Annotated in this window: 20 protein-coding genes and 1 pseudogene; 14 read left to right on the forward strand and 7 right to left on the reverse strand. The window is 67.8% G+C overall.

The features are described 5' to 3' along the window. Window positions 1-36: 36 nt before the first annotated feature. Window positions 37-1899 carry a flagellin N-terminal helical domain-containing protein gene (locus tag ACWPN3_RS27250; RefSeq protein ID WP_492240120.1) on the reverse strand — a complete coding sequence of 621 codons (1863 nt, stop codon included), beginning with the start codon at window positions 1897-1899 and terminating at the stop codon, window positions 37-39. Between the two features lie 367 nt (window positions 1900-2266). Here ACWPN3_RS27250 and ACWPN3_RS27255 point away from each other — a divergent pair, with 367 nt between their 5' ends. Both ACWPN3_RS27255 and ACWPN3_RS27260 read left to right on the forward strand, forming a co-directional pair. Beyond that, entirely contained in the window at window positions 2267-2734 is a 468-nt protein-coding gene (locus ACWPN3_RS27255) for a RidA family protein (protein ID WP_492240121.1), read from the forward strand. A gap of 107 nt (window positions 2735-2841) precedes the next feature. Continuing rightward, window positions 2842-4005, forward strand: coding sequence for a GNAT family N-acetyltransferase (locus tag ACWPN3_RS27260; protein WP_109450577.1), 1164 nt, complete (start codon window positions 2842-2844; stop codon window positions 4003-4005). Between the two features lie 3 nt (window positions 4006-4008). Here ACWPN3_RS27260 and ACWPN3_RS27265 read toward each other — a convergent pair whose 3' ends face one another. The 5 genes from ACWPN3_RS27265 to ACWPN3_RS27285 all read right to left on the reverse strand — a co-directional run bounded on the left by ACWPN3_RS27265 (window position 4009) and on the right by ACWPN3_RS27285 (window position 10225). Further along, on the reverse strand, window positions 4009-5121 hold the full coding sequence (locus ACWPN3_RS27265; protein ID WP_492240122.1) for a CaiB/BaiF CoA transferase family protein: 1113 nt from the start codon (window positions 5119-5121) through the stop codon (window positions 4009-4011). Between the two features lie 49 nt (window positions 5122-5170). After that, the gene (moaA, locus tag ACWPN3_RS27270; RefSeq protein WP_109450573.1) at window positions 5171-6211 is read right to left on the reverse strand and encodes a GTP 3',8-cyclase MoaA; all 1041 of its coding nucleotides are present in this window, start codon (window positions 6209-6211) and stop codon (window positions 5171-5173) included. Between the two features lie 133 nt (window positions 6212-6344). After that, on the reverse strand, window positions 6345-8399 hold the full coding sequence (locus tag ACWPN3_RS27275; RefSeq protein ID WP_492240123.1) for a 4Fe-4S dicluster domain-containing protein: 2055 nt from the start codon (window positions 8397-8399) through the stop codon (window positions 6345-6347). A gap of 172 nt (window positions 8400-8571) precedes the next feature. Next, window positions 8572-9423, reverse strand: a complete 852-nt coding sequence (locus ACWPN3_RS27280; RefSeq protein ID WP_492240124.1) for an ABC transporter substrate-binding protein — start codon at window positions 9421-9423, stop codon at window positions 8572-8574. Between the two features lie 100 nt (window positions 9424-9523). Then, window positions 9524-10225, reverse strand: a complete 702-nt coding sequence (locus tag ACWPN3_RS27285; protein WP_492261848.1) for an ABC transporter permease — start codon at window positions 10223-10225, stop codon at window positions 9524-9526. 86 nt (window positions 10226-10311) lie between these two features. Here ACWPN3_RS27285 and fdhD point away from each other — a divergent pair, with 86 nt between their 5' ends. The 5 genes and pseudogenes from fdhD (at window position 10312) to ACWPN3_RS27310 (ending at window position 13847) form a co-directional block, all read left to right on the forward strand. After that, a complete protein-coding gene (gene fdhD / locus ACWPN3_RS27290; protein WP_109453151.1) occupies window positions 10312-11193 on the forward strand; it encodes a formate dehydrogenase accessory sulfurtransferase FdhD in 882 nt (293 codons plus the stop codon). Further along, window positions 11183-11821, forward strand: a complete 639-nt coding sequence (gene mobA, locus ACWPN3_RS27295) for a molybdenum cofactor guanylyltransferase MobA (protein ID WP_492240126.1) — start codon at window positions 11183-11185, stop codon at window positions 11819-11821. The genes fdhD and mobA overlap by 11 nt, the downstream gene beginning before the upstream one ends. Then, on the forward strand, window positions 11818-12327 hold the full coding sequence (locus ACWPN3_RS27300; RefSeq protein WP_492240127.1) for a DUF3305 domain-containing protein: 510 nt from the start codon (window positions 11818-11820) through the stop codon (window positions 12325-12327). The genes mobA and ACWPN3_RS27300 overlap by 4 nt, the downstream gene beginning before the upstream one ends. Next, window positions 12324-13055: a DUF3306 domain-containing protein gene (locus ACWPN3_RS27305; protein WP_492261849.1), complete on the forward strand. Its 732-nt coding sequence runs from the start codon at window positions 12324-12326 to the stop codon at window positions 13053-13055. Before ACWPN3_RS27300 ends, ACWPN3_RS27305 begins: the two co-directional genes overlap by 4 nt. Continuing rightward, window positions 12997-13847 (forward strand): annotated as a pseudogene (locus ACWPN3_RS27310) (IS5 family transposase). Before ACWPN3_RS27305 ends, ACWPN3_RS27310 begins: the two are co-directional and overlap by 59 nt. Here the strand turns inward: ACWPN3_RS27310 and ACWPN3_RS27315 are convergent. Continuing rightward, a complete protein-coding gene (locus tag ACWPN3_RS27315) occupies window positions 13775-14974 on the reverse strand; it encodes an IS256 family transposase (RefSeq protein WP_492240129.1) in 1200 nt (399 codons plus the stop codon). The pseudogene ACWPN3_RS27310 and the gene ACWPN3_RS27315 sit on opposite strands and share 73 nt — an antisense overlap. Before the next feature lie 712 nt (window positions 14975-15686). Here ACWPN3_RS27315 and ACWPN3_RS27320 point away from each other — a divergent pair. From ACWPN3_RS27320 to ACWPN3_RS27350, 7 genes are all read left to right on the forward strand, one after another. Beyond that, a complete protein-coding gene (locus ACWPN3_RS27320) occupies window positions 15687-16313 on the forward strand; it encodes a TorD/DmsD family molecular chaperone (protein ID WP_492240130.1) in 627 nt (208 codons plus the stop codon). A gap of 17 nt (window positions 16314-16330) precedes the next feature. Next, window positions 16331-16582 carry a formate dehydrogenase gene (locus ACWPN3_RS27325; protein WP_247873215.1) on the forward strand — a complete coding sequence of 84 codons (252 nt, stop codon included), beginning with the start codon at window positions 16331-16333 and terminating at the stop codon, window positions 16580-16582. A 13-nt stretch (window positions 16583-16595) separates the two neighbouring features. After that, window positions 16596-19496, forward strand: coding sequence for a formate dehydrogenase subunit alpha (locus tag ACWPN3_RS27330; RefSeq protein ID WP_109450558.1), 2901 nt, complete (start codon window positions 16596-16598; stop codon window positions 19494-19496). Window positions 19497-19514: 18 nt separating this feature from the next. Further along, window positions 19515-20192 carry a formate dehydrogenase FDH3 subunit beta gene (gene fdh3B, locus ACWPN3_RS27335; RefSeq protein ID WP_492240132.1) on the forward strand — a complete coding sequence of 226 codons (678 nt, stop codon included), beginning with the start codon at window positions 19515-19517 and terminating at the stop codon, window positions 20190-20192. A gap of 2 nt (window positions 20193-20194) precedes the next feature. Further along, on the forward strand, window positions 20195-20383 hold the full coding sequence (locus ACWPN3_RS27340; protein ID WP_492240133.1) for a hypothetical protein: 189 nt from the start codon (window positions 20195-20197) through the stop codon (window positions 20381-20383). A 25-nt stretch (window positions 20384-20408) separates the two neighbouring features. After that, window positions 20409-21452 (forward strand): formate dehydrogenase subunit gamma, encoded by a 1044-nt coding sequence (locus ACWPN3_RS27345; protein ID WP_492240134.1) that lies wholly within the window; start codon window positions 20409-20411, stop codon window positions 21450-21452. Between the two features lie 104 nt (window positions 21453-21556). Beyond that, window positions 21557-22246, forward strand: coding sequence for a class II aldolase/adducin family protein (locus ACWPN3_RS27350; protein ID WP_492240135.1), 690 nt, complete (start codon window positions 21557-21559; stop codon window positions 22244-22246). Window positions 22247-22250: the final 4 nt, after the last annotated feature.

Genomic DNA, 22250 nt, shown 5'->3' on the forward strand with positions numbered 1-22250 from the left:
GGCGCCCCTTTCCATGTGTCGGATCGCTGTGCCGGATCAGAACAGACGCAGGATCGACTGCTGCGACTGGTTGGCGAGCGAGAGGGCGATGGTGCCCAGCTGCTGGCGGGTCTGCAGCATCAGCAGGCTGGCGCCTTCCTCGTTCTGGTCGGCCAGCGTCAGCTTGCTGGCGCCTTCCGTCAGCACGTCGCTGAACTCCTTGGTGAAAGTCTCGCGGGTCGTGATGATGTTCAGGTTGGTCGACAGGTTCTGCGAGGCGGAGCGGATCGTCGCCTTGGCGTGATCCAGGCCGGCGACCGCCTTGTCGATGTCGGCGCGGTCCATCCAGCCGTTCTGCGCGCCGTCCAGCTGCAGGCCCTGGCCGCTGGTCGACAGGTTGACCGCGTTCACCGTGATCGCGTTCGTGTTGCGCTCGTTCAGCTGGACCGTGATGTCGTTCGACGTGTTGGCGTCGGAAATCTGCTTGGTGACGATGTTGGCCGAGCAGTTGGCCGAGGCCGCCTTCTTGATCGTCTTGGCGTCGATTTCCATGCGGACGGTGCCGCTGTCGAAGTTGAAGGACTGCTCACCCCCCGTCAGCTTGCCGTCGCCCTTGTCGCTCATGGCGTCGCGGGTGACCTGGGCGCCGTTGGAGTTGGTGACCTGGATTTGCAGGTCGACCTTCTTCTCGATGACCGAGACGCCGTTGCCCTGGTTGTTGGCCGATTCCAGCAGGCGGCGGTCGACCGTGAAGGACACGATGGTGCCCGACGCGAAGCTTTCCGAAATCTTCTTGGTCAGCGCGTTGGTGGCGCTGGTCGTCACCGTCATTTCTCGCACCGCGCCGGCCGTGGCATTGCCGGTGAGGGTGATCGTGCCGGTTGCGGTGACGGTTGCGGAGGCGACGTCCTTGCCGACCAGGCGGCCGGTACCGGTCAGGGCCGTGCTGATCGAGGCCCGCAGCTGGGTGGCCACCTGGGCCGAAGCGTTCTGGCCGACGGCGACATCGCCCTTGGTGGCGGTGTAGCTGAAGGACTGTCCTTCCACCGTGATGGTGAAGATGTCGCCTTCTTCGATGGTCCCGCCGACATTCACCGTCGACACCTGCGCCGAACCGGTCTTGGCGGCCGTCGTCAGCTTCGCTTCGATGGTCTGGGTGTTGTCGAAATAGGAGATCGTGCGGCTCTCGTCGCCATCCGACACGATGAAGTCGCGGGAACGGCCGTTGGCGCCGCGCACCTCGATCTGGACGTCGGAGAAGCTGCCCAGCGAGCCGGACATCGTGCCCGACAGCTTCAGGCCGATGAAGCCGTGCGCGTTCTCGGTCTTGGAGATGTCGGCGGTCTTGCCTTCGATCGAGCCGTCGCCCTTGACGCGGATCGAGTAGGTGTCGGCCGAGATGACGTTGGTGACGCGGGCGTTGTCGACGCCGGTCATGCTGTTCACGGCGGCACGGGACGCGCTGGTGCTGTCCATGCTCATGCCGTTGCCGTTGATCAGGTTCTTGCCCTGATAGCCGCTGTCGGCGGCCAGCTTGTCGATCTGGTCCTTCAGCGTGTTGAACTGGGTGGCCAGCGCCTTGCGGGAGGCGACGGAGGCGGCGTCGTTGCCGAGCGCCGCATAGGCGGCGGTGGTCAGGCCCTTGGCCTGGTCGACCAGCGAGTCGATCGAGGTCAGGCCCTTGTCGGCGGCCTGGATCGTGCTGATCGACTGGCCCATCGCGTCCTTCAGCGAGGACAGGTCGCCGGCGCGCTGGTTCAGGCCCTTGGCCGAGAAGAAGGAGGTGGGACCATCGAGAGCCGAATTGATCTTGTTGCCCGTCGACAGGATGTTCTGCTTCTTGTCGATACCGGCCTGCGTGCTTTGCAGTTGCAGCAGGTTGGTGCGCATCGAAGCGGTCAGGGTCACATTTCCGGCCATGGTCCTAGTCTCCTTCTGAGGCTGTCCCCGCCCCTGGTCATTTGACCGGCGAGGCAACGTGCGTTTTCCTGACACCACTCTTTCAAGCGCCGTGCCAACTGCCCGGATGTGCCATAAGTGGCTGAATTTGCTATGGAATAAAAATAGGTCGGCAAAAAGGGCAGGGTTGGGCCCAAAGGTTCGGGCCGGGCGTCCGAAAAACTTTCCCGGAATCTTTTGCCGATGACGGACGGTTCTGCCGGGATGCCGGGCGGCAAGAATCTTCCCACTGCTCCGCCGGCAAGGGCTATGGTCGGGCTCCAAACCACGTCCCAATCATCGAACGCATGGCCCTTTCATGGGCCAAAGCAGGGAAGGGAGAAGCATCATGACCGGTCGGATCGACGCACGCCTGGCGGAGCTGGGCATCGAGTTGCCGCAGGCCGCCGCCCCGGTGGCCGCCTATGTGCCCTACACCCGTTCGGGCAACACCCTCTACATCTCGGGCCAGGTGACGGTCTGGAACGGCGAGCGCAAGTTCGTCGGCAAGGTCGGCCAGGACTTCACGGTGGAGCAGGGCAAGGACGCCGCGCGCCTGTGCGCGCTGAACATCCTGGCCCAGGCCAAGGCCGCGCTGGGCGGCGACCTTGACCGCGTCACCCGCGTGCTGCGGCTGGGCGGATTCGTCAACTCCGGCCCCGACTTCCACGACCATCCGCTGGTCATCAACGGCGCGTCGGAGTTTATGCGCGACGTCTTCGGCGAGGCCGGCCAGCACGCCCGCGCCGCGGTCGGCGCCCCGTCTCTGCCGGGCAATGTCGCGGTCGAGGTCGATGCGATCATCGAGGTGGCCTGACGGCAGCGGCCCGATGGGCGCCGGGGCGGTGGCCAGGACGGCGGCGGTGCCTTGCTGTATCGCGGCATGAAGCCTACCTCCTTGCCATCGTTCAAGGAGACGCAGGCATGCCCGACGGCAACGATGCCATCACCGTCAAGGTTCTGACCGGGATCGACGAGGCGGACCAGCAGGGCTGGGACGCCTGCGCCGGTCCCGGCAACCCGTTCCTTTCCCACGCCTTCCTCCTGGCGCTGGAGGAATCGGGGTCGGCGTGCGGCAAGTCCGGCTGGCAGCCCAGCCATCTCGCCGCCTATGACGGGGCCGGCCGCATGGTGGGCGCGGTGCCTGCCTATCTGAAAAGCCATTCCTACGGCGAGTATGTGTTCGACCACGCCTGGGCCAATGCCTTCGAGCGGGCGGGCGGCAGCTATTACCCGAAGCTGCAGGTGGCGGTTCCCTTCACCCCGGTGCCGGGCCCGCGGCTGCTGGTGGTGCCCGGGCCGCGGTCCGAGGCCGTCGCCGATGCGCTGGTCGCGGCGCTGGAGCAGGTGACGGAGCGCTATGGCGTTTCCTCCGCCCACGTCACCTTCCCGGAGCGGGCCGATTGGGACCGGCTGGGCACGGCCGGGTGGCTGCAACGGCTTGGCGTGCAATACCATTGGCACAACCGCGGCTATGGCAGCTTCGACGAGTTCCTGGAGGCGCTGAACTCCCGCAAGCGCAAGGCGATCCGCAAGGAGCGGCGCGAGGTCGCCGAAAGCAGCGTGCGGCTGCACACCCTGACCGGCGACGACCTGAAGCCGGAGCATTGGGATGCCTTCCACCGCTTCTATCTGGAGACCGCCGACCGCAAATGGGGCGGCGGCTATCTCAACCGCCGCTTCTTCGACCTGCTGGGCCGGACCATGGCCGACCGGGTGGTTCTGGTGATGTGCGAGGATGGCGGGGAGTGGGTGGCCGGCGCGCTGAACCTGCTGGGCGACGATGCGCTGTACGGCCGCAACTGGGGCTCCGACGGGAGCTACCGCTTCCTGCATTTCGAGGCGTGCTATTATCGTGCGCTGGATTTCGCCATCGAGCGCGGGCTGGCGCGGGTCGAGGCCGGTGCACAGGGCGAGCACAAGATCCAGCGCGGCTATCTGCCGGTGCCGACCTACAGCGCGCATTGGATCGCCGACCCTGGCTTCCGCCGTGCGGTGGACCGCTATCTCAAGCAGGAACGTCCGGCGGTGGAGGCGGAGATCGACGCGCTGGACGAGGAACTGTCGCCCTACCGTCGGGAGGGCTGAGGCCTATTCCCAGCCGGCCAGCACCGCCGCGGCATCGCTTTCCCGCAAAGGCGCGCGGGACGGCGGCGGGGCGCCGTCGACCCGCAGTCCCATCAGCGTCTCCACCAGCGGCTCCGGGCCGGCCGAGACGCGCACCTGCCCGCGGGCGGCGATGTGCGGATGGTCGTGGACCTCCGTCAGGTCCGGCAGGGCCTCGAAACAGCAATCGACCGGATCGAGCAGAGCCTTCCAGTCCGCCAGCGTCCGGCCGGCGAACAGCGCCTCCAGCTCGGCCGTCAGGGCGGTCTGGGGCAGGGGATCGTCCTGGCGGGCGATCCAGTCGGGACGGCCGACCGCCTCGCAGAAGCCCTGCCAGAACTTGGCCTCCAGCGCCGACAGGGTGACGAAGCGGCCGTCGGCGGTGCGGTAGATGCGGTAGCAGGCGGCGCCGCCCGACAGCAGCGCCTCGCCGCGCTTCGGCAGGGTGCCGCGCGCCGCCGCGGTCAGGGTCATGCCCTGCCAGCCCAGCACCGACTCCATGATCGACAGGTCGAGGAAACAGCCCTGTCCCGTCCGCTCCCGCCCCAGCAGCGCGCCGGCCACCGCCAGCGCCGTCTGCTGGGCCGAGGCGAAATCGGCGACCGGCAGGTAGCTGATCACCGGCCGGTCCGGCAGTCCGGAGGCGTCCAGCCCACCGCCGACCGCCATGTAGTTCAGGTCGTGCCCGGCCCGCGCCGCATAGGGGCCGTCATAGCCCCAGCCCGACAGGCTGGCATGGACCAGCCGCGGGTTGATCTCCCGCAACCTTTCCCGCCCAAGCCCCAGCTTGTCCATCACGCCCGGCCGGTAGCTTTCGATCAGCGCGTCGGCCTTCGCCAGCAGCCCTTCCAGCGCCGCGCGCCCTTCGGCCGATTTCAGGTCGATGCGGATGACTGTCTTGCCGGCATTCAGCAGCTTGTAGGCGGCGGTGGTGCCGTCGCTGTCGGCGGGGCCGAGCCGGCGCAGCGGGTCGCCCCCCGGCGGCTCCACCTTCACCACCGTGGCGCCCAGGTCGCCGAGAAGCTGTGCCGCATAGGGGCCGGGCAGATATTGCCCGAGGTCGATGACGCGCAGTCCGGTCAGGAAGGGCAGGGGCATGGCGGCGCTCGCTCTTGGTTGCCGATCGGAAAGCACGTGAGGCGGTGCCTTACCCCCCGGTGACGCTCATGTGCCGCCCGACGGCCGGACCCTGGTGGCGGCGGTCGATGATGAAGTCGTGGCCCTTGGGCTTGCGGGTGATCGCCTCGCGCACCGCGTCGATCAGCGGGCCGTCCTCGTCGCTGACGCGCAGCGGCGTGCGCAGGTCGGCGGCGTCCTCCTGGCCGAGGCACATATAGAGCGTGCCGGTGCAGGTCAGCCGCACACGGTTGCAGCTTTCGCAGAAGTTATGGGTCAGCGGGGTGATGAAGCCGACGCGCTGGCCGGTCTCCTCCACCCGGACATAGCGGGCGGGGCCGCCGGTGCGGTGGTCGCTCTCGGTCAGGGTCCAGCGCGTCTGCAACTCGGCCTTCAGCATGGTCAGCGGCCAATACTGGTCGAGCCGGGCACCCTCGCCGATGTCGCCCATCGGCATCACCTCGATGAAGGTCAGGTCGAAGCCCTGCTCGCCGCACCAGGCCACCATGCGGTGGATCTCGTCGTCGTTGACGCCCTTCAGCGCCACCGTGTTGATCTTGATCTTCAGCCCGGCTTCCTTGGCCGCCTGGATGCCGCCCAGGATCTTGTCCAGCTTGCCCCAGCGGGTGATGGCCTGGAACTTGTGCGGATCGAGCGTGTCCAGCGACACATTGATTCGCCGCACGCCGGCCTCATACAGCCCGGCGGCGTGCTTGAACAGCATGGTACCGTTGGTGGTCAGCGTCAGCTCGTCCAGGTCGCCCGACTTGATGTGGCGGCCCAGCGCATGGATCAGCCGCATCACGTCGCGCCGCACCAGCGGTTCGCCGCCGGTCAGCCGCAGCTTGCGCGTGCCCAGCTTGACGAAGGCGCTGCACAGCCGGTCCAGCTCCTCCAGCGTCAGCACCTCCGCCTTCGGCAGGAAGCTCATGTCCTCGGCCATGCAGTAGACGCAGCGAAGGTCGCAGCGGTCGGTCACCGACACGCGCAGATACTCCACCTTGCGGCCGAACGGATCGACCAGCGGAGCGAGGGCGCCTGACGGCGAGGTTTCGGACACGAGCTTGGTCATCGCTGGACTCCAGGGGCGGCCGCTGACGGGCCACCACAGTATATGTTCGTCACACGCACCATGTGCAACGGTGACGGGAGCGTATTCCACATCACGGTATGCCGACTTTGACGGCGATCAAGAGGTCTCGGCGTCACATCAGCTTTTGCCGCACCGCCGCCGGTTGTGCCGCCCGCTCGGCTTCCTCGCGTTCGCGCAGGTCGTCGTCGGTGGTGCGCGGCACCGGCCGCTGACCCAGGGCGAAGGGCTCGTTGCCGCGCTCGAACTGGTCGCGGACGCGGCAGTCCTCGCACATGCGGATGCGGTTGGCGGCCTCCGGCGTGGCGAACATCCAGTGCTTGCCCGCCAGCGTCGTCACGATCTTCTCGATGGAGGATCTGGTGGCGAAGGGCTTGCCGCAGGACACGCAGCAGAAGGGTTCCTCTTCCTTCACCACGGCGGCACCGCGGGCCTGGTCTCGGAAGTCGATCTCCGGCACCAGGGAGATGACCTTCTCCGGGCAGGTGGTCTTGCACAGGCCGCACTGCACGCAGGCGTCCTGGGCGAAGGACAGCATCGGCTTGTCGGCATTGTCGAGCAGCGCCCCGGTCGGGCAGGCCCCGACGCAGGACAGGCACAGCGTGCAGCCTTCGACAGCCACCGAAACCCGGCCGAAGGGCGCGCCCGGCGGCAGCGGCAGAACCTCCACCGGGGCCGGAGCGGTCTTGTGCAGATGGCGCAGCGCCAGCATGGTGACCGTGCGCTTCGGCCCCATCGGCAGGAACATCCCCGCCTCGACCGCGTCGGCCGGCAGGGCCCACAGCTCGTCCGCCACCGCGTCGGGATCGGCGGCGTCGATCACCGCCACCCGGCCGGAGCCGTAGCCGAGGCCGCTGAAGGCGGCCTCCGCCAGCCCGATCTGCGAGGCGAGGCCGGCGGTCTCGCCGTCGTTTTCCGGTCCGGTCAGCAGGCGGACATGGGTGCAGCCATAGGCCAGCGCCAGGGCGAACAGGTCGAAGCCGACCTGCGTCACCTCGTTCAGCGCGAAGGGCAGCACGCGGGCCGGCAGGCCGCGGCCATGCCGCGCCATCATGCCGACCAGCGCATCGCCATGGCGCGGATCGTGGATCAGCAGTGCGGGCGCTGCGCCGCCGGCCTTGCGGTAGGTGGCCAGCAGCGTGCGCAGCCTCTCATAGACGGTCGCGGCCGGCGGCAGGGCGTAGGTCGCAGCACCGGTCGGGCAGACTGCGGCGCAGGATCCGCAACCGGCGCAGACATGCGGGTCGATGGCGACATGGTCGCCGTTCGGCGTGATCGCCCCGGTCGGGCAGACATCGAGGCAGCGGGTGCAGCCGGTCTTGCGGCTGCGCGAATGGGCGCAGAGATCGGCCTTGAAGTCGACGAAGCGCGGCTTCTCGAACTCGCCGACCAGATCGGCGATGTCCAGCAGCGCCTTGGCGACCTGTGCCGGGCTGTTGGGATCGGGCCGCAGATAGCCGTCGCGGCGCTTGTGGTCGGGGAACAGCGGCGTGCCGCCGGTCAAATCGAGGATCAGGTCGCAGCGGGCCGACGCCCCCTGCCGCACCGGCTCGAACCCCAGCGCACCGCGGGAGGAGGGCAGGGCCGGGGCGTAGTCGTCCACCACGATCTCGAAGGCGCCGACCCAGCCGCGGGCGCTGCGGATGCGGCCGCGGAAGATCGCCGCGTCCATCACCGGCGGCGGCGGGATGTCCTTGGCACTGGTCAGCAGAACGGTGACGTCCAGCCGCTTGGCCAGTTCCCGGCCGGCCTCGATGGCGCGCTCGTCGTTGCCATAGACCAGGCAGGTGCCCTGGGAGGTCAGGGTCAGCGCACCGGTGGCCGGGATCGGCAGGGCAGCCTCGGCCAGCAGGCCCGCGATCTTCGGCAGCGCCTGGGCACCCTCGTCCGACCAGCCGGCGCGCTCGCGGATGTTGGTGAAGGTCAGGGAGGTGTCGGGCGCCACCTCCGCCGCGATCTCGGCAAACAGCGGTGCTTCCTGGGTGCAGGCGACCAGCAGCGGCTGGCCGGCGGCGACCGCCGCCTCGAAACGGTCAAGCTGCGCCCGGCAGAGCTGGGTGTGCACGGTGGGGGTGCCGCCGTCGCCGCAAGCCTTGCCCAGCGCCGTCCCGTCCAGCGCGATGCTGTGCGCACAATCGCAGACGAGCACCGTCCGTTCGCCGATCTTCATCGTCCCCAAAACTCCTGTCGCTTGGGGCTGACGCCCCTGGCCTGAGGACACTCATATGGGGGAATGCGGGGCGATGGGAATGGGAATCTTGTCAGGGGCGATCCGGACAAACGCTGGCTGGACGGTTCCCGCGACCCTTCCGGACGGCAGGATCGCAGGAACCCGCCGCTCCTTACGCCCCCGGTTCGTTGGCGTTCGGGAAGAACAGCTGCTCGCCGTTGATCTGGTAGTCGGCGATGGCCTTCTGCCCTTCGGCGGAGACCAGCCAGTCGACGAAGGCCTGGCCGTCGGCCGCCTTGACGTGGGCGAACTTGGCCGGGTTGACCAGCATCACGCCATACTGGTTGAACAGGCGCTTGTCGCCCTCGACCAGAACCGTCAGCGGGCCGCGGTTCTTGAAGTTCAGCCAGGTTCCGCGGTCGGTCAGGGCATAGCCGTTCATCGCGGCGGCGGTGTTCAGCGTCGGCCCCATGCCCTGGCCGATGGAGCGGTACCAGCCGCCATCCGCCTTCGCCGGGTCGAGGTTGGCGGTCTTCCACAAGGACAGTTCGGCCTTGTGCGTGCCGCTGTCGTCGCCGCGCGACACGAAGGGCGCCTTGGCCCCGGCGATCTTCGACAGGGACTGGGCGACGTCCCTGCTGCCCTTGACGCCGGCCGGGTCGCTGGACGGGCCGACGATGACGAAGTCGTTGTACATCACCGGCCTGCGCACGGTGGCGAAGCCCTCTGCGACGAACTTGTCCTCCGACGGCTTGTGGTGGACGAACAGCACGTCGGCGTCGCCGCGCTTGGCGAGGTCGATGGCTTGGCCGGTTCCCTTGGCGACGACCCGCACCTCGATGCCGGTCTTGGCGGTGAATTTAGGCAGGAGCGAGCCGAACAGGCCGGAATCCTCGGTCGAGGTGGTGGAGGCCACGGTGATGAAGCGGTCGGCGGCCGATGCTGCCGACGGGGTGGCGACCTGGACCAGACCGGCCACGGTCACGGCGGCGGCAAAGCCCAGCACGAATGAACGGCGCAGCATTCTTACAATTCCCCCCGCATCGTTGTTGCTTCGCTGACATAGCGCAGTCTGGACGCGGGTGCAAAGGCTCGGCCGATCTTTTCCAATCCAGGGCAGGGCCTCAGGCCGGTCGGGCCGCCGTCTCCTTCAGCAGCGATGCGGTGAGGTTCACCGCCAGCGACAGGGTCATCAGCACCAATCCCAGCCCCAGCGCCATCGGCAGGTCGCCCTTGCTGGTCTCCAGCGCGATGGCGGTGGTCATGACGCGGGTGACCTGCTCGATGTTGCCGCCGACGATCATCACTGCCCCGACCTCCGCCGAGGCGCGGCCGAAACCGGCCAGCACGGTGGTGACGAGGCTCCAGCGCGCCTCCGCCAGCAGGGTGGTCAGGCGCCTCAAGGGGCTCGCTCCGGTGACGCGCAGCAAATCGTCATATTCGACCAGCGAATCCTCCACCGTCTGGCGGGCGAGCGACGCGACGATGGGCACGATCATCACCGTCTGGGCGACGATCATCGCCGTCGGCGTGAACAGCAGCCCCAGCACCCCGAACGGGCCGGAGCGCGACAGCAGCAGATAGACCACCAGACCGACCACCACCGGCGGCAGCCCCATCATGGTGTTCAGCGCGACGGCGACGGCGCGGCGGCCGGGAAAGTTGAGCGCCGCGACGGCGGCCCCCAGCGGCAGGCCGATCAGCGTGGCGATGGCGACGGCGGACAGGCTGACCCGCAAGGACAGGCCGATGATCCGCATCAGTGCGTCGTCCATCGACAGGATCATGGAAAAAGCCACGGCCAGGGCTTGGGAAAAATCCTGCATGAAGTCCAAATCACTGTTCGAATCATTTCGGCGAGGGCTTGTCCGACGGACGCCGCTCGCCCACACTCGCGCGCATGAGCCCGACCATGAGCCTGAAGACCTTCACCATAGCGCCGGACCCGGCGAATCCCAAGCTGACCGAGCGTGTCCGCGGCCTGGACCAGGACGGCCGCGGGATCGAGACCGCCGTGACGGTCGAGCGGCCGCTGACCCTGTACCTGAACGGCCAGGAGATCGTCACCATGATGACGATCGGCGACTATCCCGACTGTCTGGCCGTCGGCTATCTGCTGAACCAGAACATGCTGCGGCGCGACGACCGCATCACCGGCATCGACGTGGACGAGGAGACCGACACCGTCGTCGTCCGCACCGAGCGCGCGACCGATTACGAGTCCAAGCTGAAGAAGAAGACGCTGACCTCCGGCTGCGCCCAGGGCACGGCCTTCGGCGACGTGATGGAGACCTTCGAGGCTGTCAGCCTGCCGGCCGATGTGCGTCTCCGCACCTCGTGGATCTATGCGCTGTCCAAGCAGATCAACCTGCAGCCCAGCCTCTATCTGGAGGCTGGCGCCATCCATGGCAGCGTGCTGTGCCAGGAGGACCGGCCGCTGGTCTACATGGAGGATGTCGGCCGGCACAATGCGGTGGACAAGGTTGCCGGCTACATGCACCTGAACGGCATTTCCGCTTCGGACAAGATTTTCTACACCACCGGCCGCCTGACCTCCGAGATGGTAATCAAGACGGTGCAGATGGGCATTCCGATCCTGGTCTCCCGCTCCGGCTTCACCGCCTGGGGCGTGCAGCTGGCGCGGCAGGCCAACCTGACGCTGGTCGGCCGGGCCAAAGGCAGGCGTTTCATCGCGCTGGCCGGCACCGACCGGCTGGTGTTCGACACCGATGCCGCGGGAGCCGACGATGAGGATCGCCGGCATGGACGCAAGGGAAGCCGCGATGACGACTAACTCAACCCATCCCGACATTGGCGGCGTTCTGCTGGCCGGTGGCCTGTCGCGCCGGATGGGCGGCGGCGACAAGTGCCTGCGCCCGCTGGGCGACCGCAGCATCCTGGAGCGCATCGTCGCCACCGTCCGGCCGCAGGTCGGGCCGCTGGTGCTGAACGCCAACGGCGACCCGGCGCGCTTCGCCCATCTCCATTTGCCGGTCGCCGCCGATGTGGTGGAGGGTTATGCCGGCCCGCTCGCCGGGGTGCTGACCGGCATGGAGTGGATGCGCGGCACCGCCCCCGGCATCGCCTGGGTCGCCAGCTTCGCCACCGACGCGCCCTTCATCCCGCGCGATCTCGTCACCCGCATGGTGGCGGCGCTGGAGCATGAGGGCGCCGACCTCGCCTGTGCCCGGTCGGGCGGGCAGGACCATCCGGTCTTCGGGCTGTGGCCGATCCGTCTGGCCGGCGACCTGCGCCGGGCCATGGTGGAGGAGGGCATGCGCAAGGTCGATGCCTGGACCACCCGCTACCAGCTGGCCGTCGCCGACTTTGCCATCGATCCTGTGGATCCCTTCTTCAACACCAACCGGCCGGAGGATCTGGCCGAGGCGGAACGCCTGCTGGCGTCGGGACATGCGTCATGACGGACAAGCCCCTCACCCAAGCCCTGGAACGCATCGAGACCATGCCGCTGGGCATCGTGGTGGAGCGCCGCCGCGGCGTCACCGCCTGGGCCGATTGGAGCTGGCGCCCGGTTTCGGTCATCCCCGGCGCCGGCCCGGTCGAGCCGCCCGGCCGCCTGCTGATGGAGGGGGAGGGCTGGAGCCACAGCCACGCCGCCACCCTGACGCTGGAACTGTTCCGCACCGACACCGAGGGCTACCGCCTGAACCTGTCGCAGGACCCGCCGCGCCTGTGGGTGGTGATGCGTCCCGGCGGAGACGGAGAGGAACTGGTGCCCTTCACGGTCACGGCGTCGGCCCATGAAGGGGAGGGGTACCAGATCGGGGCCGATGTGGTGGAGACGGTGCCGATGCCGTCGGAGGTGATCGCGCTGGTCCGCGACTTCGTCGAGCAGCACCATGTCGACGTCCCCTTCCACAAGCGCGAGCGCAAGCGCCACTTCGAGAAGGAGGAGGGGCGGCGGTGAGCGACGAAGCCTTCCTGTCGCGCTGGTCGCGCCTGAAACGCACGGCGGTCAGGCCGGAGCCGGCCCCGGTGGAGGTGCCGCCGGCCGTTGTTCCGCCGGTGGAGGAGGATGCGGAGCTTCCCGTTGCCCTATCGGAGGACGGCGCGGCCGGCACCGTCCAGCCGGACGCCGAGGCCGACGATCCGCTGAAGGATCTGCCGCCGGTCGAGGACCTGACCGGCGAGTCCGACTTCACCCCCTTCCTGCGGGCCGAGGTGCCGGAGGATCTGCACCGCCAGGCCATGCGCAAGCTGTGGACCTCCGACCCGATCTACGCCAACGACGACGGGTTGAAGGACTACGCCGACGACTATGCCAGCCTGTTCACCGGCGGGGTGCCGGTGAAGACCCTCTACCGCGTCGGCAAGGGCTTCCTCGACACGCTGGACGAGGAGGCGGAGGGCGTCCTTGAGGCTCCGCCCGCGACTGACGCCGAGGTTGCCGAGGTAAGCGACACCCCCACTCCCCCACCGCCAATCCCCTCTCCCCCCGGGGAGAGGGTTAGGTCCTGTCTGACGAGCCTATTGACGTTGTGGTTTAGAGCCCAAGGTCAGTTTGATGGCTTACGATGCGACAGGGCTGCGACGCTACGAACTGAGCGATGCGCAGTGGGATCGGATCGCGGATTTGATGCCGCGGTCGAATCCGCGAGGTGGCGGTGTGTGGCGGGATCACCGTCAAGTGGTTGATGGGCTGATGTGGAAGCTGAACACCGGCGCCCAATGGCGGGACATTCCCGAACGCTACGGCCCCTGGCAGACGATCTACGAACGCTTTGTGCGATGGCGTTGCGACGGGCTGTTCGAGCGGATCCTCGACCGGCTGCGCTTGCAGCTTGATGCGGATGGTCGGATCGATGTGGACCTCTGGTGCATCGACGGCACCAGCATCCGGGCCAGTCGCTCGGCGGCTGGGGGCGGAAAAAGGGGGGCTCGGACGAGCCGGCCGACCACGCACTCGGCCGCTCCCGCGGGGGCTTCGGGACCAAAATCCATTTGGTGACCGATGGCAACGGCCTGCCGCTGGCCGCCGTGCTGAGCGCAGGTCAGCTTCAGGAAATCTCCTTCGCCGTCGCCGCCTTGGAGGCGGTCAGCTTGCCCACCCGCCGAGGGCGCCGACGCACCAAGCCTCGAAAGCTGGCTGGCGACAAGGGCTACAGCGCCAATCGCTTTCGTCAGTACCTGCGACGCCGCCACATCGAACCGGTCATTGCCATGCGCAAGGACGAACGCAGGCGAACCCACCGCGGCAGGCCGCCTCGGTTCGATCGGGAGGCATACCGGCGACGAAACGTCGTCGAGCGTGGCATCGGATGGCTCAAAGGATGCCGATCCGTTGGGTCGTGTCCCGAGGCGTGGTGTAGGAGCCGGGGCGCTCATCTGGTCTCCGGCAGTTCTGGCCGGGACGGTCACGCGGCCGCAGCGGGCAACGTGAGGGCAAGATCATCGCGCAGCGGGGCGATGGTTTCCAGGGTCATGTAACGCGCCCGCTGCACCGCCCATTCGTCGTTCTGTTCGAGCAGGATGGCACCGATCAACCGGGTGATCGCCGCCTCGTTGGGAAAGATGCCGACCACCTCGGTGCGCCGCTTGATCTCGCCGTTCAGGCGTTCCAGTGGGTTCGTGCTGTGGATCTTGGCGCGGTGCTCCTTGGGGAAGGTCATGAAGGCCAGCACGTCGTCCTCGGCCTCGTCGAGCAGGGCGGCCAGCTTCGGCAGCTTGGGGCGGACCTGATCGGCGACTTGGCGCCACTGCGCCTTGGCGGCGCCGGCGTCGTCCTGGGCAAACGCCGTGGCAATGAAGGCCGACACCACGCGCCGGCCGCTCCGGCCGGCATGCGCCAGCACGTTGCGCATGAAATGCACCCGACAGCGCTGCCACGTGGCGCGGAACACCTTGGACACGGCGGCCTTGATGCCCTCGTGGGCGTCGGAGATCACCAGCTTCACGCCGGCCAAGCCGCGGCGCTTGAGCTTACGCAGGAAGTCGATCCAGAAGGTCTCCGCCTCCGAGGCGCCGATGTCCATGCCCAGCACCTCGCGCCGGCCATCGGTGTTCACCGCCACCGCGATGGTGACGGCGACCGAGACGATGCGGCCATTCTGGCGGACCTTCACATAGGTGGCGTCAATCCACAGGTACGGCCAGTCGCCTTCGATGGGGCGCTCCAGGAAGGTCTTCACCCGCTCGTCGATCTCTTCGCACAGCCGGCTGACCTGGCTCTTGGAGATGCCGCCCATGCCGAGCGCCTTGACCAGGTCGTCCACCGAGCGCGTCGAGATGCCGTGCACGTAGGCTTCCTGGATCACCGCGGTCAGCGCCTTCTCGGCCATCCGGCGCGGCTCCAGGAAACCGGGGAAGTACGAACCCTTGCGCAGTTTTGGGATGCGCAGCTCGACGGTGCCGGCGCGGGTTTCCCAGTCGCGCTCGCGGTAGCCGTTGCGCTGGACCAGCCGCTCGGCGGAGCGCTCGCCGTGGGCAGCACCAGTCAGGCCCTGCACCTCCAACTCCATCAGCCGCTCGGCCGCGAAACCGATCATCTCGCGCAGAACGTCGGCGTCAGGGCTCTTCTCCAGCAGCGCGCGAAGCGCCATCATCTCGTCGGTCATCGTGGTCATCCTTCGGTCGGGTTGAGGTGTGGTGACCAGACTCTACCGAAGATCCACGATGACCGCCCCGCTGTGGGGAACCGGCCCGCCTACGCCAGCCATGTGAAGGCGCTTCGGCGGGCCGCTTACCCACAGTTCCTACACCACGCTCTGGGACGTGACCGATCCGTTGCCACGCGACATGACAAGCTTGCCGTCAACTACATGACCTTCATCAGGCTCGCCATGATCCAGCGATGCCTGCGCGTCAGTAGGCCGTCAGACAGGACCTAGGGTGAGGGGGACGCACGGCGAGGCCCTCTCAATCCGCGCACAGCTTCCATCACCCGCTTCATCCGCCCCACGCATCCCCCTCTCCCCCGGGGGGAGGGGGCTTGCCCCGACCGCCAATCTCCCTCGCAAATTCACTCCCGGAATGCGACGGATCGTCGCGCCGGCACAGACCCCCTCAAAACAAAGGGGCGCTCTGTTGCCGCAAGCATAGCGCCTCGACAAAGATTCATTTGTTTCCACTTCCGGGCGCGTCCTTGGTTGACAAAAGGATAGGTTCAGTCCTTCTATTGTCAGTCTGTGGATTGCTAAGCCACTGTAAGGCAACAGCTTTTCGCAGGTGCATCAAAAGGGGTGCAAGGGTCGGTTCCAGGAACGGCGCGCGGTAGGACCGCGGACGCCGACGCCCCTGTCTTGCGTTTCCGGGAGGAGTTTGCGGCACGTGTCCAGCGCCGTCGATCACATCGTCCCCCCCGCGGTGGCGGAGGAAGAGCTGTTCCGCGCGCAGGTCTATGCCCTGCTGGCGCGCCTGCTCGCGCGTGCGCCCGATGCGGCGTTCCTGACCGCGCTGGGCGGGCTGGCGGGAGAGGGCGGCGAGTTCGGCGCGGCCCTCGACCGTCTGGCCGAAGCGGCACGCGACAGTGACCCGGCGGCGGTGGAGGAAGAGTTCACCACCCTCTTCATCGGCGTCGGCGGCAGCGAGCGCACCCCCTACGGATCCTTCTACCTGACCGGTTTCCTGAACGAGAAGCCTTTGGCGGAGCTGCGCGTCGCCATGGCGCGGCTGGGCATCGCGCGGGCCGACGGCGTGACGGAGCCGGAAGACCACATCGCCGCCCTGTGCGAGATGATGGCCGGCCTGATCGGCGGCGAGTTCGCGCCGGAGGACGGCGACACCGTCGGTCTCGACGGGCAGCGGGCCTTTTTCGACCGTCACGTCGGCTCCTGGGCCGGGCGGTTCTTTGCGGATTTGGAGACCTCGCCGTCGGCCCGCTTCTATCGGGCGGTCGGTGCGGTCGGACGGAGTTTTCTGGCGGTCGAGGCGCGCGCCTTCGACCTTGCGGCGTAAAGGTGAGGAGCGAAGCCATGACGCGGAACGCGGTCAAAGCCACGGATGAAGCAGTCAAACAGGGCAAGGATACGCAGGGCACGGACAAGGGTCTCGCCCGGCGCGACCTGTTCCGCGCCGCCGGGCTCGGTGTCGGCGCGCTGGGCGCCGTCGCGGCCGGCGTGACCGCCACCGGCGGAACGGCCGAGGCCGCGCCGGCAGAGACGACCTCCACGGGCTACCGCGAGACCGACCATGTCCGGAAGGTCTACGAAGTCAGCCGCTTCTAAGAGGAACGCCCCGATGCTCATCAAGAAAAGCTCGGCCACCTCCGGCGGCCGCCATCTCGCCCGTACCCTGACCCAGACGCTGGCCACCGCCACCGGCGTAACCGTCGACCGCCGCGCCTTCCTGCGCACGTCCGGCATCGCCGCCGGCGGTGCCGCGCTGGCCTCCGCCATGCCCTTCGGCATGGTGAAGAAAGCCGATGCCGCCACCGCTGCGGCTGTCGCCGGTGCGCCGGTCAAGCAGGTCAAGTCGGTCTGCACCCACTGCTCGGTCGGCTGCACCGTGGTGGCCGAGGTGCAGAACGGCGTCTGGATCGGGCAGGAGCCCGGTTTCGACAGCCCGATCAACCTCGGTTCGCACTGCGCCAAGGGCGCCTCGGTGCGCGAGCATGCCCATGGCGAGCGCCGCCTGCGCTATCCGATGAAGATGGTCGACGGCAAGTGGACCCGGATCAGCTGGGACCAGGCCATCGAGGAGGTCGGTTCCAAGCTGCTGGCGATCCGCGAGCAGTCCGGCCCGGATTCGGTGTTCTGGCTCGGCTCGGCCAAGCACAGCAACGAGCAGGCCTATCTGTTCCGCAAGTTCGCCGCACTCTGGGGCACCAACAACGTTGACCATCAGGCGCGCATCTGCCACTCCACCACCGTGGCCGGCGTGGCGAACGTCTGGGGCTACGGCGCCATGACGAACAGCTACAACGACATCCAGAAGTCGAAGGCGCTGTTCTTCATCGGCTCGAATGCCGCCGAGGCGCACCCCGTCGCCATGATGCATGTGCTGAAGGCGAAGGAGCAGAACGCCGCCCCGCTGATCGTCGCCGATCCGCGCTTCACCCGCACCGCCGCCCACGCCAACGAATATATCCGCTTCCGTCCCGGCACCGACGTGGCGCTGGTCTGGGGCATCCTCTGGCACGTCCTCCAGAACGGCTGGGAGGACAAGGACTACATCGCCAAGCGCGTCTACGGCTTCGACGACATCCGCGCCGAGGTCGCCAAATGGACTCCGGAAGAGGTGGAGCGCGTCACCGGCGTTCCGGGTTCGCAGCTGCACCGCGTCGCCCGCACGCTGGCCTCCAACCGTCCGGGCACGCTGGTCTGGTGCATGGGCGGCACCCAGCACCACATCGGCAACAACAACACCCGCGCCTATTGCGTGCTTCAGCTGGCGCTGGGCAATGTCGGCGTGTCGGGGGGCGGCACCAACATCTTCCGCGGCCACGACAACGTCCAGGGTGCGACCGACTTCGGCGTCACCTCGGACAGCCTGCCCGGCTATTACGGCCTGGCCGAGGGCGCGTGGCGCCACTGGGCGCGCGTCTGGGATCTTCCGTACGACAGCATCCTGAAGCGCTTCGGCTCCAAGGCGCTGATGGAGAGCACCGGCATCCCGGTGTCGCGCTGGTTCGACGGCGTGCTGGAGGCCAAGGAGAATCTGGACCAGCCGAACCCGGTCAAGGGAATGGTCTTCTGGGGCCATGCGCCGAACAGCCAGGTCCGTCTGCCCGACATGAAGAAGGCGATGGAGAAGCTGGAGCTGCTGGTCGTCGTCGATCCCTACCCGACGATGACGGCGGTGCTGCCCGACCGCAAGGACAACTTCTACCTGCTGCCGGCGGCGACCCAGTTCGAGACCTCCGGCTCCGCCACCGCGTCGAACCGCTCGGTCCAGTGGCGCGACAAGATCATGGAGCCGCTGTTCGAATCGAAGACCGACCACGAGATCATGTATCTCTTCGCCAAGAAGTTCGGCTTCGCGGCGGATCTGGTCAAGAATGTGAAGGTCAACGGCAACGAGCCGTCGGTCGAGGACATCACCCGCGAATGGAACCGCGGCATGTGGTCGGTCGGCTACACCGGCCAGTCGCCGGAGCGCCTCAAGCTGCACATGCAGCATCAGGGCACCTTCGACAAGACGACGCTGCGCGCCGTCGGCGGCCCGTGCGACGGCGATTATTTCGGCCTGCCCTGGCCGTGCTGGGGCACGCCGGAGATGAAGCATCCGGGCTCCGCCAACCTCTATGACACCTCGCTGCCGGTGGCAGAGGGCGGCGGCGCCTTCCGCGCCCGCTTCGGCGTCGAGCGCAACGGCGTGACGCTGCTGGCCGAGGGCTCCTATCCGGAAGGGTCGGAGATCAAGGACGGCTATCCGGAAGTCACCATGGCGATGCTCCAGAAGCTGGGCTTCGACGCGGACCTGACGCCGGAGGAACTGGCGGTCATCCAGAAGATCGGCGGCGACAAGATCGGTGCGGTGTCCTGGACCACCGACCTGTCCGGCGGCATCCAGCGCGTGGCGATCAAGCACGGGCTGAACCCGCCGGGCAACGCCAAGGCCCGCTGCGTCGCCTGGAACTTCCCGGACCCGGTTCCGATCCACCGCGAGCCGCTCTACACCCCGCGCCGCGATCTGGTCGCCAGCTATCCGACCTACAAGGACACCAAGTCCTGGCGCGTCCCGACGCTCTACAAGTCCATCCAGGACCGCGACGTGTCGAAGGAATACCCGATCATCCTCACCTCCGGCCGTCTGGTCGAGTATGAGGGCGGCGGCGACGAGACACGCTCCAACCCCTGGCTGGCCGAGCTGCAGCAGGACATGTTCGTCGAGATCAACCCGTTCGACGCCAACAATGCCGGCGTCAAGGACGGCCAGCTGGTCTGGGTCGAAGGCCCGGAAAAGGGCAAGGTGAAGGTCAAGGCGATGGTGACCGAGCGTGTCGGCCGCGGCGTCGCCTTCATGCCCTTCCATTTCGGCGGCGTGTATCAGGGGCAGGACCTGCGCTCCAAATACCCGGCCGGTGCCGACCCGATCGTGCTGGGCGAGGCCGCCAACACAGCGACCACCTACGGCTACGATTCGGTGACGCAGATGCAGGAAACCAAGACCACCCTTTGCCGCATCCAGGCGGCCTGACGCGCAGGAGTTTGAACCATGGCCCGGATGAAATTCCTGTGCGACGCCGAGCGCTGCATCGAGTGCAACGCCTGCGTCACCGCCTGCAAGAACGAGCACGAGATTCCCTGGGGCATCAACCGCCGCCGTGTCGTGACCATCAACGACGGCAAGCCGGGGGAGCGGACGATCTCGGTCGCCTGCATGCATTGCTCCGACGCGCCCTGCAAGGCGGTCTGCCCGGTCGACTGCTTCTATCAGACCGACGAAGGCGTGGTCCTGCACAACAAGGATCTGTGCATCGGCTGCGGCTATTGCTTCTACGCCTGCCCGTTCGGCGCGCCTCAGTACCCGCAGGCCGGCAACTTCGGCACCCGCGGCAAGATGGACAAGTGCACCTTCTGCTCCGGCGGTCCCGAGCCGGACAATTCGGAGGCCGAGTTCAAGAAGTACGGCCGCAACCGTTTGGCCGAGGGCAAGCTGCCGCTCTGCGCCGAGATGTGCTCGACCAAGGCGCTGCTGGCCGGCGATGCCGACAAGGTGTCGGACATCTACCGCGAGCGTGTCGCCGCCCGCGGCTTCGGTTCCGGCGCCTGGGGCTGGAGCGCCGCCTACCAGACCAAGTCGGGTCAGGAGCGCGGCCAGCCCGGCGGTTCGCTGTTCCAGGGCACCGGCGGTCCGACTGGCGGCCTGCCTGTGCAGAAGCAGGGGCTGTGACGGTGACCGTCATCCGGGCCGCTGTGCTGGCGTTCGGCGCCGTCGTCCTGCTGGCCGGCTGCCGGGAGGACGGAGCGCCGCGCCCGGTCCATCTGGACAAGGGCGTCTATCAGGGCGCGGCCGACACGCCGCTGACCGCCGAACAGGTGCGGGCGCTGCAACAGCGCACCGCCTTTCAGGGTGTGCGATAGGGAGCGTCCGATGGAAGGTCATCGCATGAAGACGGCTGTCGCCGCTCTGCTGCTCGGGGTCGGTCTTGCCGGCGGTCTCGCACTGCCGGCCGCCGCCCAGTCCAGCGTCCGCATCGGCGGACCGGCGGCGGAGCAGCAGGTCGACCGCGACGGGCCGATGGTGCCGACCCAGATCCCGGGCCAGAGCCGCGGCGACAGCTGGCACGCCATCCGCCTGGGCGAGCAGGGCAGCGTCTCCATTCCCAACAAGCAGGCCGGCGTGCTGATCCAGTCGGAGGGCGAGGCGTGGCGCGCGGTGCGCAATGGTCCGCTCAGCCAGTATGGGTCCTGGGTGCTTGGCGGCATCCTGGCCCTGCTGGCTCTGTTCTTCCTGGTCCGCGGCCGCATCCGCATCGACGGCGAGAAGACCGGCCGCACCATCCAGCGCTTCAACGCCTTCGAGCGCGGCGTGCATTGGATGACCGCCGGCAGCTTCGTTGTGCTCGCGATTTCCGGGCTGAACCTGCTGTACGGTCGGCACACGCTGCTGCCGCTGATCGGGCCGGAGCCCTTCGCGGCGCTCAGCCATTACGGCAAGCTGGCGCACAATTTCTTAGGATTCGCCTTCATCCTGGGGGTGGCGCTGATCTTCGTGATGTGGGCGCACCACAACATCCCGTCGCGCCATGACCTGACTTGGTTCCTGAAGGCGGGCGGCCTGTTCTCCAAGGGCGTCCACCCGCCGGCGCACAAGTTCAACGGCGGCCAGAAGGTCATCTTCTGGTCCACCGTGGTCGGCGGTGCGGCGCTGGGCTTCACCGGCGTGCAGCTGATCTTCCCCTTCAGCTTCGCTACGCTGGAGGAGATGCAGCTCTACCAACTGGCCCATGCCGCGATTGCCGTGATCATGATCGCCATCATCCTGGCGCACATCTACATCGGCTCCATCGGCATGGAAGGCGCCTTCGACGCCATGGGCGACGGGCAGGTCGAACTGCAATGGGCGCGGGAGCACCATTCCCTGTGGGTCGAGGACGTGACCGGCGAGAAGGTGCGCCACGCCCATCGCCACGGGACGCCGGCGGAGTAGGGCAGGGGCGGGGGGATGCGTCCGACCTGTCCCTCCGCTCCCCCTTGACCCTGCCTGCACTCCATGGCCCCTTGGGCGCTCCCGCCATTCCGGATGCGCCCGCCATGACCAGCAACCTTTCCCACCGTCAGGCCGTCATCGACGGCTGCCTCGCCATGAACCGGCTGGGCATCAACCAGGGCATGTCGGGCAACCTGTCGCACCGGATCGACGGTGGCTTCCTGGTCACGCCGACCAGCATGCCCTATGAGACGATGACTCCGGCCGACGTCGTCGAGATGGGCTTCGACGGCACTTACCTCGGCGGCCGCCGGCCCTCGTCGGAGTGGCGCATCCACCGCGACATCCTGCGGGCGCGGCCGGACGTGACGGTCGTCCTCCACGCCCATCCGGCCTTCGCCACCGCGCTTGCGGTGCATGGCCGCAGCATCCCGTCCTTCCATTACATGGTGGCGCTGGCCGGCGGCGATTCGATCCGCTGCGCCCCTTACGCCACCTTCGGCACGCAGGAGCTGTCGGATCATGCCCTGGCGGCGCTGGAGGGGCGGCTTGCCTGCCTGCTGGCCAATCACGGCATGATCGTGCTGGGAAACAGCGTGGCGGGAGCCCTGGCGCTCGCGGTCGAGGTCGAGACGCTGGCCCGCCAGTATCTGTACGCCCAGCAGTTCGGCGAGCCGGTGATCCTGCCGCCCGACGAGATCGCGCGGGTGGCGGAGAAGATGCGGCGGATGAAATACGGCCAGCCCATCGACGACAACGACGCGCCCGAGGACACGGCGCGCCCGCGTATCTGACCAG

Source organism: Azospirillum sp. UENF 111221, assembly GCF_058780625.1.

Bases quoted from the DNA above. Each gene is read 5' to 3' on its own strand.
- ACWPN3_RS27250 (WP_492240120.1), bottom strand. From the start codon at position 1,899: ATGGCCGGAAATGTGACCCTGACCGCTTCGATGCGCACCAACCTGCTG.
- ACWPN3_RS27255 (WP_492240121.1), top strand. From the start codon at position 2,267: ATGACCGGTCGGATCGACGCACGCCTGGCGGAGCTGGGCATCGAGTTG.
- ACWPN3_RS27260 (WP_109450577.1), top strand. From the start codon at position 2,842: ATGCCCGACGGCAACGATGCCATCACCGTCAAGGTTCTGACCGGGATC.
- ACWPN3_RS27265 (WP_492240122.1), bottom strand. From the start codon at position 5,121: ATGCCCCTGCCCTTCCTGACCGGACTGCGCGTCATCGACCTCGGGCAA.
- moaA (WP_109450573.1), bottom strand. From the start codon at position 6,211: ATGACCAAGCTCGTGTCCGAAACCTCGCCGTCAGGCGCCCTCGCTCCG.
- ACWPN3_RS27275 (WP_492240123.1), bottom strand. From the start codon at position 8,399: ATGAAGATCGGCGAACGGACGGTGCTCGTCTGCGATTGTGCGCACAGC.
- ACWPN3_RS27280 (WP_492240124.1), bottom strand. From the start codon at position 9,423: ATGCTGCGCCGTTCATTCGTGCTGGGCTTTGCCGCCGCCGTGACCGTG.
- ACWPN3_RS27285 (WP_492261848.1), bottom strand. From the start codon at position 10,225: ATGCAGGATTTTTCCCAAGCCCTGGCCGTGGCTTTTTCCATGATCCTG.
- fdhD (WP_109453151.1), top strand. From the start codon at position 10,312: ATGAGCCTGAAGACCTTCACCATAGCGCCGGACCCGGCGAATCCCAAG.
- mobA (WP_492240126.1), top strand. From the start codon at position 11,183: ATGACGACTAACTCAACCCATCCCGACATTGGCGGCGTTCTGCTGGCC.
- ACWPN3_RS27300 (WP_492240127.1), top strand. From the start codon at position 11,818: ATGACGGACAAGCCCCTCACCCAAGCCCTGGAACGCATCGAGACCATG.
- ACWPN3_RS27315 (WP_492240129.1), bottom strand. From the start codon at position 14,974: ATGACCGACGAGATGATGGCGCTTCGCGCGCTGCTGGAGAAGAGCCCT.
- ACWPN3_RS27325 (WP_247873215.1), top strand. From the start codon at position 16,331: ATGACGCGGAACGCGGTCAAAGCCACGGATGAAGCAGTCAAACAGGGC.
- ACWPN3_RS27330 (WP_109450558.1), top strand. From the start codon at position 16,596: ATGCTCATCAAGAAAAGCTCGGCCACCTCCGGCGGCCGCCATCTCGCC.
- fdh3B (WP_492240132.1), top strand. From the start codon at position 19,515: ATGGCCCGGATGAAATTCCTGTGCGACGCCGAGCGCTGCATCGAGTGC.
- ACWPN3_RS27345 (WP_492240134.1), top strand. From the start codon at position 20,409: ATGAAGACGGCTGTCGCCGCTCTGCTGCTCGGGGTCGGTCTTGCCGGC.
- ACWPN3_RS27350 (WP_492240135.1), top strand. From the start codon at position 21,557: ATGACCAGCAACCTTTCCCACCGTCAGGCCGTCATCGACGGCTGCCTC.